This is a genomic window from Pseudoxanthomonas sp., assembly GCF_051953815.1.
GTDB lineage: Bacteria > Pseudomonadota > Gammaproteobacteria > Xanthomonadales > Xanthomonadaceae > Pseudoxanthomonas_A.
Genome location: NZ_JBQCIJ010000048.1, coordinates 18,604 through 28,848, shown reverse-complemented (window position 1 = coordinate 28,848; position 10,245 = coordinate 18,604). Strand labels below are relative to the sequence as shown.

The 10,245-nt window shown below is 68.9% G+C and carries 11 protein-coding genes and 1 riboswitch; of the genes, 7 read left to right on the top strand and 4 right to left on the bottom strand.

Annotation, left to right across the window (positions count from 1 at the left end; all coding sequences use genetic code 11):
- Positions 1-208: riboswitch (cobalamin riboswitch) on the bottom strand. This riboswitch is flagged as partial in the annotation.
- A 58-nt stretch (positions 209-266) separates the two neighbouring features.
- Positions 267-1,757, bottom strand: coding sequence for an alpha/beta fold hydrolase (locus ACTHN1_RS15510; RefSeq protein ID WP_440471838.1), 1,491 nt, complete (start codon positions 1,755-1,757; stop codon positions 267-269).
- Between the two features lie 94 nt (positions 1,758-1,851).
- On the opposite strand from ACTHN1_RS15510, the gene ACTHN1_RS15505 reads away from it, so the two are divergent.
- Together ACTHN1_RS15505 and purU are read left to right on the top strand one after the other, a co-directional pair.
- Positions 1,852-2,352, top strand: a complete 501-nt coding sequence (locus ACTHN1_RS15505; RefSeq protein ID WP_440471837.1) for a MarR family winged helix-turn-helix transcriptional regulator — start codon at positions 1,852-1,854, stop codon at positions 2,350-2,352.
- A 58-nt stretch (positions 2,353-2,410) separates the two neighbouring features.
- Positions 2,411-3,262, top strand: a complete 852-nt coding sequence (gene purU / locus ACTHN1_RS15500) for a formyltetrahydrofolate deformylase (protein ID WP_440471836.1) — start codon at positions 2,411-2,413, stop codon at positions 3,260-3,262.
- A gap of 11 nt (positions 3,263-3,273) precedes the next feature.
- Here purU and ACTHN1_RS15495 read toward each other — a convergent pair whose 3' ends face one another.
- Positions 3,274-4,173, bottom strand: coding sequence for a LysR family transcriptional regulator (locus tag ACTHN1_RS15495; protein ID WP_440471835.1), 900 nt, complete (start codon positions 4,171-4,173; stop codon positions 3,274-3,276).
- Between the two features lie 138 nt (positions 4,174-4,311).
- Between ACTHN1_RS15495 and ACTHN1_RS15490 the strand changes: the two genes are divergently transcribed.
- Positions 4,312-5,307, top strand: coding sequence for an aldo/keto reductase (locus ACTHN1_RS15490; protein WP_440471834.1), 996 nt, complete (start codon positions 4,312-4,314; stop codon positions 5,305-5,307).
- A gap of 59 nt (positions 5,308-5,366) precedes the next feature.
- Here the strand turns inward: ACTHN1_RS15490 and ACTHN1_RS15485 are convergent, their stop codons facing one another.
- Positions 5,367-6,152 carry a TSUP family transporter gene (locus ACTHN1_RS15485; protein ID WP_440471833.1) on the bottom strand — a complete coding sequence of 262 codons (786 nt, stop codon included), beginning with the start codon at positions 6,150-6,152 and terminating at the stop codon, positions 5,367-5,369.
- Between the two features lie 136 nt (positions 6,153-6,288).
- On the opposite strand from ACTHN1_RS15485, the gene ACTHN1_RS15480 reads away from it, so the two are divergent.
- On the top strand, positions 6,289-7,629 hold the full coding sequence (locus ACTHN1_RS15480; RefSeq protein WP_440471832.1) for a M20 family metallopeptidase: 1,341 nt from the start codon (positions 6,289-6,291) through the stop codon (positions 7,627-7,629).
- A gap of 154 nt (positions 7,630-7,783) precedes the next feature.
- On the opposite strand, the gene ACTHN1_RS15475 is transcribed toward ACTHN1_RS15480, so the two are convergent.
- Entirely contained in the window at positions 7,784-8,236 is a 453-nt protein-coding gene (locus ACTHN1_RS15475) for a protease inhibitor I42 family protein (RefSeq protein ID WP_440471831.1), read from the bottom strand.
- 54 nt (positions 8,237-8,290) lie between these two features.
- Between ACTHN1_RS15475 and queF the strand changes: the two genes are divergently transcribed.
- The 3 genes from queF (at position 8,291) to ACTHN1_RS15460 (ending at position 10,054) form a co-directional block, all read left to right on the top strand.
- Complete coding sequence (gene queF, locus ACTHN1_RS15470) at positions 8,291-9,106, top strand: NADPH-dependent 7-cyano-7-deazaguanine reductase QueF (protein ID WP_440471830.1); 816 nt, start codon at positions 8,291-8,293, stop codon at positions 9,104-9,106.
- 108 nt (positions 9,107-9,214) lie between these two features.
- Positions 9,215-9,514, top strand: a complete 300-nt coding sequence (locus ACTHN1_RS15465) for a LysM peptidoglycan-binding domain-containing protein (protein ID WP_440471829.1) — start codon at positions 9,215-9,217, stop codon at positions 9,512-9,514.
- A 51-nt stretch (positions 9,515-9,565) separates the two neighbouring features.
- Positions 9,566-10,054, top strand: a complete 489-nt coding sequence (locus ACTHN1_RS15460) for a hypothetical protein (protein ID WP_440471828.1) — start codon at positions 9,566-9,568, stop codon at positions 10,052-10,054.
- Positions 10,055-10,245: the final 191 nt, after the last annotated feature.

Sequence of the window (10,245 nt, the reverse complement as noted above, 5' to 3'; positions counted from 1 at the left end):
CGCCGGCGGCCGCGACCCCGGGTCGCGCGCCCGGCCTACTGTCCGTCGCTTCCCGGCCCGCGAGGGCCAGTGCTGATGACGGAGGTCGTTTCCAAATACCGCTGCGGGGCAGCGCCGGAATGGGGCCTTTCGGCCCGCACCGGCTTCCCTATTAATTCCATCGCTTCATTGGGATGAAGAGATGGAAACCTTCGGCCCGCACAACTTAAGCGCGGCGTGGGTGGGCGTCAAGGGCCGGCCGCCGGTCGTCGGCGTCTCCGGAGCGATCACGGCGCGGGCGCGGGAAACTCCGGCACGGCGAATCGCGGCAACGGCAGCGTCACCTCGGTCGGCAGGTTCGTGAACTCGCCGGTGCGCAGGAAGTGGTGCACCGCCGCCCTGGCGGCGGGCTCGTCGCGCAGCTGATAGAACACGCCATCGTGGCCGCCGCGGTGGATCACGATCGCGCGGCCATTGCGCAGGTAGGGCAACTGCGCCTGCATGTTGTCCAGCGGCGTGGAGGTGTCCCAGTCGCCGTGCACCATCAGCACCGGTGTGTCGATGGGGCGAAGCCGGCGGTAGTCGTCGCCCAGATCCGGCGTGGGCCAGCGGGATGCGGCGGCCAGGTAGGGCGCGAAGCCGCCGCTGCCGACGTAGGCGCCGGCCGGATCGTGGCGCAACTGGTATTCGCGCTGGGGAGTGATGCCCAGGCTGGTATCGATCAAGGGACCAATCAGCTTGTAGTCGCTCGCCTGGCGGCCCGCCGCCACCTCGCGCGCCCATGCTTCGTAATGGCCGTGATAGAGCGCGAGCACGAACGCGGGCCAGGTGTCCGGCGTACCGGCCTGCGCCAGCAGCGAGGCCTGGAAGTCGGCCAGGCCGATGACCACCGGCGCGCCGCCATCCCGCAGGTCCACCGTGATCGGCTGGCGCGAGAAGCGCTCGCGCAGTGCGTCGATGGCGGCCATCAGCCCGCCTTGCGGCAGATACGGCGCCAGGCCCGCGTCGCGATCCGCCTCGAAGGCGATCCGCTGCATCGTCGCCAGCAGCGCCGAAGGCATGTCGTAGCCGAAATCCAGCGGCTCGATGGAAGCCAGCACCGCGCGGGTGACGATGTCCGGGTGTGAACGCATCACCGCGAAACTCCACTGCGAGCCGAAACTGCCGCCGAACAGGCTGATGCGCGGATAGCCCAGCGCGCGACGCAGGTCGTCCACGTCGTCGGCGCAGGCGGCGATGGTGTAGCCGGCCAGATCCTTGTCCGGATGCGCGGCGCGCGCCGTATCCACCCGCCGGAGGGCATCGTCGATGTCGTCCTGCGCGGTGAAGGCGCGGTCCCGCGGCCACGCCGGAGACGGCGCGACGAGCTTCTCGCCCCGTTCGCTGTAGCCCCGCTGCTCGATGACGACCAGATCGGCGGTGTCCCGATAGCCGAGCCAGGATTGCAGCCGGCTGCGCGCGGCTTCGCTGGTGCCGTCGAAGGCGTCCAGGACCGCCAGTCCCGGTCCACCCGGAAGCCAGAACACCGGCGGTGCGTCGCTTGCGGTTCGCGCGCGGATACGCGCGAAGCCCACGCCAATCAGGCGGCTGCCGGGGACCTGGCGATTCTCCGGCACGTAGAGCGTGCCGATCTCGTACGCCACCGGTGCGCCGTCGGTGGCCTGGACGGTTCCGCGGGTGACGACGATCTCGCCGGCCCGTCGCGGCGGCGTGGCGGCGAAAGCCGATGCCGTGGACAGCAGCATCACGACGACCCACAACCCAGATGCGCGCGACATGGGGCGGCTCCGATGGCAAGGGCGTGCAGCCTCGCCCAACAGATATCTTTATGTCAAGATATATTTCCTTCTATCGCCCGTCCATGCCCGCCCGATGCCGCCGACACCCGATCTGATCGACCAACTGCTGATGGACTGGCGACGCGAGCGTCCCGATCTGGACGCCTCCGCGATGGCGGTGGTGGGCCGGGTGCTGCATCTGGGACGGCTGCTGGAAACCGGCGCGGACGAATGCCTCAAGCCGCTGGAACTGAGCTACACCGAACTGGATCTGCTGGCCACGTTGCGCCGCTCCGGTGCGCCCTTCCGGCTCTCCCCGACCGAGCTGCGGCGCGCGGTGCTGCTGACTTCCGGCGCGATGACCGCCTGCCTCAACCGGTTGCAGGCGCGCGGGCTGATCCGGCGCGAACCGGATCCACGTGACGGTCGCGCCCTGTTCGCGGTGCTGACCGCCAAGGGCGCGAAGCTGGCCGAGCGCGCCATCGCGCTGCGGTTCGAACAGGCGCGTCGCGCGGTGGCCGGACTGGACGCGGACGAACAGGCACAACTGGCGGGATTGCTGCGCAAACTGGGGCAACGCCTGGCCGCCGACTGAGTGGTGCGCGCGGCAGACGCGGCCCTACACTGGCCTGCCCGCCCGCGCCGTCCCGGCCATGTCCCACGATCACATCCTCACCCTGTCCTGCCCCGACCGCACCGGCATCGTCTATCGGGTCACCGGTCTGCTGTTCGAATCCGACTGCAACATCCTGGACGCGCAGCAGTTCGGCGACGAGGAATCCGGCCGCTTCTTCCTGCGCGTGCATTTCGACATGCCATCGGCGGCGGCCCTGCCCGCGCTGGAGGCGCGCTTCGAAACGCTGGCCGAGGCGTTCGCGATGGAATGGTCGATCCACGACGCGCGCCGCAAGGCGCGCCTGCTGGTGCTGGTGAGCAGGCAGGGCCACTGCCTCAACGATCTGCTGTTCCGCGCGCACAGCCGCCAGTTGCCGGTGGACATCGCCGCGGTGGCCTCCAACCACCGGGATTTCGCCCCGCTGGCGGCGTCCTACGGCGTGCCGTTCCATCATCTGCCGGTGGATGCCGGCAACCGTGCCGTGCAGGAGCGCCGGATCCTGGATCTGGTCGAGCAGGCGCAGGTGGATCTGGTGGTGCTGGCGCGCTACATGCAGATCCTGTCGCCATCGCTGTGCGATGCGCTCGCGGGCCGGGCCATCAACATCCACCACAGCTTTCTGCCGAGCTTCAAGGGCGCGCATCCCTACCACCAGGCCCACCAGCGCGGGGTCAAGATCATCGGCGCCACCGCGCATTACGTGACCCGGGATCTCGACGAAGGGCCGATCATCGAACAGGACATCGCGCGGGTGGATCACGCGATGACGCCGCGCGATCTGATCCGGCTCGGCAGCGACACCGAATCGCTGGTGCTGGCGCGCGCCGTGCGCCGGCACGTGGAGCACCGCATCCTGCTCAACGGCCACCGCACGGTGGTGTTCCGCTGATCCGCCGCCGCTCACGGCGGCGGCAGCACCGTGCGCAGGTGGTCGATGAACACCCGCAGCTTCGGCGGCAGGTGTTCGCGGGCCGGGTAGTAGATGTGGAAGCCGGCGAAAGGCAGCTGCCAGTCCTCCAGCACCCGCACCAGCGCGCCGCTGCGCAGTTCGTCTTCGACCTGGGCCTCGAACACCTGCGACATCGCCAGCCCCTGGCGCACCAGCACCAGGCCGAGGTCGCTGTCGTTGACGATCAGGCGGCCGCCCACTTCCACCTCGAAATCGCAGCCCTCGCGGGTGAACTCCCACGCCATGATGCGGCCATTGCTGCGCCGGTAGCGGATGCACTCGTGGTGGACCAGGTCGGCCGGCTCGGCGGGCGCCGGATGGCGCTGGAAATAACCGGGCGTGGCGACGATCGCCTGCCGCTGCATCGGGCCGATCGGCAGCGCCACCATTTCCCGCGCCAGCGACTCGCCCAGGCGGATGCCGGCGTCGAAGCCGCCGGCGACCAGATCCGCCAGCGCCGGCTCGACGAACAGTTCCACCTGCACCTCCGGCCAGCGCGCCATGAACGCGGGCAGGTGCGGCGCGATCATGCGCTCGGCCACCACGTTCGGCAGGTTGATGCGCAGGTGCCCGGCCGGCCGGTCGCGCAGGAAGTCCATGTCGCGGAAGGCGTCGTCGATCTGGCGCAGGCCCGGCGCCACCTGCTGCAGGAAGCGCTGGCCGTGCTCGGTCAACGCCACCCGGCGGGTGGTGCGATTGAACAGGCGCACGCCGAGCTGGCGTTCCAGCATGCGCACCGTCTGCGAGAGCGCGGACGCGCTGACCTCCAGCTCCAGCGCCGCGCGGGTGAAGCTGGCGTGGTGGGCGACCCGCGCGAAGGCGACGACGGCGGACAGGGGATGCGACGCCATTGTGAAGTCCAGCTTCAGACAGGATTCGGATATTGCGGCTTTATCCACGCAATCGCCAGTTCTATCGTGCCTCGGGTCGCGCCGCTCCCCGGTTTCCGGAACGAGGGCGCGCCCTCCCCCATCCGCAAGGAGTTCCCGATGAAAACCCGCACGCTGGGCCGCCAGGGCCCGATCGTCTCCGCCCAGGGCCTGGGCTGCATGGGCATGAGCGCCTTCTACGGCGGCCGCGGCGACGACGCCGAATCCATCGCCGTGATCCACCGCGCGCTGGAGCGCGGCGTGAGCCTGCTGGACACCGCCGACATGTACGGCCCGCACACCAACGAGATCCTGGTCGGCAAGGCCATCGCCGGCCGCCGCGATCAGGTGTTCCTGGCCACCAAGTTCGGCATCCGCCTGGACCCGGCCGATCCGCACGCGCGCGGCGTCGATGGCCGGCCCGAGTACGTACAGGCCGCCTGCGAAGCCAGCCTCGCGCGGCTGGGCGTGGATCACATCGATCTGTATTACCAGCATCGGGTCGATCCGCAGGTGCCGATCGAGGACACGGTGGGCGCGATGTCGCGCCTGGTCGAGCAGGGCAAGGTGCGCTTCCTCGGCCTGTCCGAAGCGGCGCCCGACACCATCCGCCGAGCCCACGCGGTGCATCCGATCACCGCCGTGCAGACCGAGTACTCGCTGTGGTCGCGCGATCCGGAGAACAACGGCGTGCTGGACACCGTGCGCGCGCTGGGCATCGGCTTCGTGCCCTACTCCCCGCTGAGCCGTGGTTTCCTGACCGGTGCGATCCGCTTGCTGGAGGACTTCGACGCCGACGATTATCGTCGCCACTCGCCGCGTTTCCAGGGCGACAACTTCGCCCGCAACCTGGCGCTGGTGGATCAGGTTCACGCGCTGGCCGCCGACAAGGGCGTCAGCGCGGGCCAGCTGGCGCTGGCGTGGGTGCTGGCGCAGGGCGAGGATCTGGTGCCGATTCCGGGCACCAAGCGCCTGCGTTATCTGGAGGAAAACCTGGACGCGCTGGACGTGGTGCTGACAGCGGACGAACTGGCCGCCATCGAGGCCGCGTTTCCGCTGGAAGCGGTGGCCGGTGATCGCTACACCGCCGCCGGCATGGCGATGGTCAGCCGCTGAGTTTCATCGCCCCGCGTCGCGCGTCCGGCCACCGTCAGGCGCGCGACGGGCCGGTCAGGCTACAGTCCCAGCCACTGGCGCAACGGATGCGCCGGATCCGCCAGCAGGCGGATTGCCAGCGCGATGGAGACCGTCACCAGCAGCGGCTTGATGATTTTCGCGCCCTGCTTCATCGCGAAACGCGAGCCCAGCTGCGCGCCGATGAACTGTCCGGCGCCCATCGCCAGGCCGACCTTCCAGAGCACCGCGCCGGTGGCGATGAACACCGCGAAGCCGCCGACGTTGGAGCCGAAGTTGAGGAACTTGGTGTGCGCGGTGGCCTTGAGAATGCCGTAGCCGGCCAGGCTGACGAAACCCAGCATCAGGAACGATCCGGTGCCCGGTCCGAACAGGCCGTCGTAGAACCCCACCAGCGGCACGAAGCCGAAACCGAACGCGGTGACGCCCATGCGGCGATGCCGGTCGACCTCGCCGATGTTGGGCTTGAGCCCGAAATACACCGCGATGGCGATCAGCAGGAACGGCAGCGCCGCCTTCAACCAGTCCCCCGGCACCACCGTCGCCAGCAGCGCGCCGCCGACCGCGCCCAGCGCCGCCATCAGCGCCATCGGCCATTGCATGCGCAGATCCACGTGGCCGTGGCGCGCGTAGCTCCAGCTGGCCGACGCGGATCCGAACAGCGATTGCAGCTTGTTGGTGCCGAGCGTCTGCAACGGCGGAATGCCGGCCAGCAGCATCGCCGGAATGGTGATCATGCCGCCGCCGCCGGCGATGGAATCGATGAAACCGGCCAGCAGGCCGGCGAGGAACAGCAGCAACAGGATCTGCAGGGCGACGTCGTGCATGGGAGGCTTGCGATGTGGCGGATGGCGTCTCGAACGGCCAGGGGCCACATGGAACGCATTTGACAATGATAGTCGCCATCCCCGCGCGGCGCCGGGATCCGGGTAGCATCGGCCCGTCCCGAACAGGAATCCGATGATGCGCCTCGCCCTGCATGCCGTGCCGTTGTTGCTCTGCGCCTCGCTGCCGCCCCCCGTCCACGCGCAGGAGGCCGCGCCCGGCCAGCGCCCCGAAGTGGCCACCGCCGCGCGCGATCTGCAGGACAAGGTCCTCGCCTGGCGGCGCGATTTCCACCAGCACCCGGAACTGTCCAACCGCGAGGAGCGCACCGCCGCGCAGGTCGCCGCGCACCTGCGCAAGCTGGGCCTGCAGCCGAAGACCGGGGTGGCGTTCCATGGCGTCACCGCGGTCATCAAGGGCGGCAAGCCGGGGCCGCGGGTCGCGCTGCGCGCGGACATGGACGCGCTGCCGGTGACCGAACAGACCGGCCTGCCGTTCGCGTCCAAGGCCACCTCCACGTATCGCGGCGAGACCGTGGGCGTCATGCACGCCTGCGGCCACGACGCGCACACCAGCATCCTGATGGGCGTGGCCGAGGCGCTGGTGGCGATGCGCAAGGATCTGCCCGGCGAAGTCCTGCTGGTGTTCCAGCCGGCCGAGGAAGGTCCGCCAAGCGGCGAGGAAGGCGGCGCCTCGCTGATGCTCAAGCAGGGCCTGTTCGAGGACTTCAAGCCGGATGCCGTGTTCGGCCTGCACGTGTTCGCCAATATTCCGGTGGGCCGCATCGCCGTGCGCCAGGGCCCGATGATGGCGGCCTCGGATCGCTTCAGCATCCGCATGATCGGTCGCCAGACGCATGGCTCGCGGCCCTGGGGCGGCATCGATCCGATCGTCGCGATGGCGGACCTGATTGGATCCGCGCAGACGATCGTCAGCCGCCGCACCGACATCTCGCGGCTGCCGGCGGTGGTGACCTTCGGCGCGATCAAGGGCGGCATCCGCTACAACATCATCCCCGACGACGTGGAAGTGCTGGGCACCATCCGCACGTTCGACGAGGGCATGCGGCAGAAGATCTTCGCCGACCTGACCAATGTGTCCGAACATGTGGGCGCCGCGCATGGCGCGCGCGCGGAAGTGAACATCGAAAGCCACGACGGCAATCCGGCCACCATCAACGATCCGGCGCTGACCGCGCGCATGCTGCCCAGCCTGCAGGCCGTGGCGGGCGTGGACAACGTGTTCGAGCCACCGCTGCAGATGGGTTCGGAGGACTTCTCGCTGTACGGGCAGAAGGCTCCGGCGATGTTCTTCTTCGTCGGCGCCACCGGCAAGGACGTGGATCCGGCGACCGCGCCGAGCAACCACTCGCCGAAATTCCTGCTTGACGAAGGCGCGCTGGATATCGGCTTCCGCGCCCTGCTGCAGGTCACCCTGGATTATCTGAACGGTACGCCGGGCCCCACCACGGCCGGTTGAGCGCGCGGCGCCGCGCCAATGCTTTGCCGCACGCGTGGCGATGCCAAGCCCTCTCCTCCCGGTCTGCGGAAAGGGCGCTGCCTGCAATCCGCGCGGACATTTCAACGCTCGTCACGCGCGGCGCGGTGGCGAGACTGGACTTTGCCGGCGTGCGCTATGGCGCGCTCACCGTCACCCGATAGCGCGCCTCGCGCGCGGGCGGCACATCCTTTTCCCATGCGCGGCGATAGACCAGCCGCACCTCGGCGGTGCCCGCCTGCTCGGCCACGAAGCGCCAGCGCGCGGTGTTGCCGGCGCCGGGCATCGGCGGCGAGGCCGGGGCGTCGTCGGCCGAAGGCGGCGGCGTGGTCTGCCGGAGCACGGGCGCGCCGGTTTCCACCAGTTCCCATCCGTAGCCGGTGCTGGCGTTGGCCGGCAGGGCGATGTCGAGAAAACCGCCCACCACCAGCGTGCGGGGCTCGGCGGGCGTGGATGGCCCTGCCGAGGCCGGCCCGGTGGCGGGAGCATCGCCTTCCGCGGACGCCGGTTCCGCCGGAGGCGACGCGCAGGAGACGGTCAGCGCGGCGAGGACGAGCAGGCTTCCGCAACGCATTCCGATGCTTCCCATGTCGGCTTTCCTGGCGGTGCCTGACGTACAGGCGGGCGGGACTACACTAGCACCATGAGCAAGCCCGAAGACTCCCTGCTGGGGCGCGAAGTCGCCTATCCGGACCACTACGATCCCAGCCTGCTGTTCCCGATTCCGCGCCGGCAGGCGCGCGCCGAGATCGGCATCGCCGACGATGCGCTGCCCTTCGGCGGGCACGACCGCTGGCACGCCTATGAACTGAGCTGGCTGGATGCGCGCGGCAAGCCGCGGGTCGCCACCGCCACCTTCACGGTGCCGTGCGATTCGCCGAACCTGATCGAATCCAAGTCGCTCAAGCTGTTCCTCAATTCGCTCAACGCCACCCGCTTCAACAGCGACGCGGCGGTGCTGGAGTGCATCCGCACCGATCTGTCGGCCCGCGCGGGCGCCGATGTCGAGGTCGTGTTCGGGCTGCCGCCGATGGCGACCGGCCACGCGGGGGAGTCGCTGGACGATCTGGATGTCGAGATCGATCACTATGGTCCGCCGCGTCCGCAAGGCCTGCTGATCGATCCCGAGGCGATCGTCGAGGAGACGCTGGTGTCGGCGCTGCTCAAGTCCAACTGCCCGGTCACCGGCCAGCCCGACTGGGCGACCGTGATCATCCGTTACGCCGGCCCGCGCATCGATCGCGCCGAACTGCTGCGCTATCTGGTCGGCTTCCGCGATCACGCCGAGTTCCACGAACAGTGCGTCGAACGCATCCATTGCGATCTGATGACACATTGCGCGCCGCGCTGGTTGTCGGTGGAGGCGCGCTACACCCGCCGCGGTGGCCTGGACATCAATCCCTGGCGCGCCAGCCCCGGCGTGCCGGCGACCCCGGCGCAGCGCGAGCCCCGCCAGTAGGACGGCGGCTGAAGGCCCCGCGGGCCTTCACGCCGATCCCATGATTTCTTAACGGGGCACATGCAAGGCTAGCTCGTCCCAACATCCTGCACGGAAGGACGGTTGTGTATGAGCAACGAGAAGAAAGCGGATTTTTCGGGCGTCACCGCGAAGGTGGATTCCACCGAGCAACAGAAAGCCGATTTCTCGGGTGTCACCGCGAAGGTGGACAGTACCGAGGAGCTGGTCGGCGAACAGAGTTACACGATCGAGAAGGGCGACACGCTCTCCAAGATCGCGAAGGAGCACTACGGCAGTGCCAATTCCTGGAAGCACATCTTCGAGGCCAATCGCGATGTCATCGAGGATCCGGACCGGATCTTCCCCGGCCAGGTGATCAAGCTGCCGCCCAAGGACAGCATCGCCTGAGCGCCCGCTCACCTCACCGACCATTCAACGGCTGACACAAGGACTGACACCATGAAGCAGAACCGCATCTCCTACGCCCTGATGATCGCGCTGGCCGGCACCGTGGCCCTGGCCGCCTGCAAGAAGAAGGAAGAACCGGTCGCCGCTCCGCCGGCCGCCACCGAACCCGCTCCGGCTCCGGCGCCCGCTCCGGCCGAACCCGCTCCCGCGCCGGTCAGCGCCACCAGCGTGACCGTGGGCAACACCGCCGCCGCCGACAAGTCGGTCGCCGCGGTCAGCACCTTCACACCGAAAGACAAGATCATCGTTTCGGTGAAGACGGATGCGGCAACCCCCGCCAATGCCGCCATCGATGCCAAGCTCACGTTCCAGGATGGGCAGGTCGCCGGGCAGAAGACCGCCAATGTGACCGCCGCGGACGCCGGCACCACCAATATCGAGTTCACCAACGCCAATCCCTGGCCCGCCGGCAAGTACAAGGTCGACGTGACCTTGAATGGCCAGCCCGTGGGCATGACCCAGGAAATCGAAGTCAAGTAATCCCACCCTCTCTCCCACCCTGGTGGGCAAGCTCGGGCGCGGTGCGAACCGCGCCCGCTTTTTTTGCCCGCGCCCCTGCGCAGCGCGACCGATGCGGTGGCGGATGGAAACCGGGTTTTGCCCGCGGCCGCATAAACCGCGACAATGGGGGTCCGTTTCACCCTGTCGTACCGTTTCGCCCGACCCCTTTT

Excerpts from the sequence above, each read along its gene's own strand:
- ACTHN1_RS15460 (WP_440471828.1), top strand. The coding sequence starts at position 9,566 with ATGAAGCAGAACCGCATCTCCTACGCCCTGATGATCGCGCTGGCCGGC.
- ACTHN1_RS15490 (WP_440471834.1), top strand. The coding sequence starts at position 4,312 with ATGAAAACCCGCACGCTGGGCCGCCAGGGCCCGATCGTCTCCGCCCAG.
- ACTHN1_RS15510 (WP_440471838.1), bottom strand. The coding sequence starts at position 1,757 with ATGTCGCGCGCATCTGGGTTGTGGGTCGTCGTGATGCTGCTGTCCACG.
- ACTHN1_RS15485 (WP_440471833.1), bottom strand. The coding sequence starts at position 6,152 with ATGCACGACGTCGCCCTGCAGATCCTGTTGCTGCTGTTCCTCGCCGGC.
- ACTHN1_RS15480 (WP_440471832.1), top strand. The coding sequence starts at position 6,289 with ATGCGCCTCGCCCTGCATGCCGTGCCGTTGTTGCTCTGCGCCTCGCTG.
- ACTHN1_RS15495 (WP_440471835.1), bottom strand. The coding sequence starts at position 4,173 with ATGGCGTCGCATCCCCTGTCCGCCGTCGTCGCCTTCGCGCGGGTCGCC.
- queF (WP_440471830.1), top strand. The coding sequence starts at position 8,291 with ATGAGCAAGCCCGAAGACTCCCTGCTGGGGCGCGAAGTCGCCTATCCG.
- ACTHN1_RS15475 (WP_440471831.1), bottom strand. The coding sequence starts at position 8,236 with ATGGGAAGCATCGGAATGCGTTGCGGAAGCCTGCTCGTCCTCGCCGCG.
- ACTHN1_RS15465 (WP_440471829.1), top strand. The coding sequence starts at position 9,215 with ATGAGCAACGAGAAGAAAGCGGATTTTTCGGGCGTCACCGCGAAGGTG.
- purU (WP_440471836.1), top strand. The coding sequence starts at position 2,411 with ATGTCCCACGATCACATCCTCACCCTGTCCTGCCCCGACCGCACCGGC.
- ACTHN1_RS15505 (WP_440471837.1), top strand. The coding sequence starts at position 1,852 with ATGCCGCCGACACCCGATCTGATCGACCAACTGCTGATGGACTGGCGA.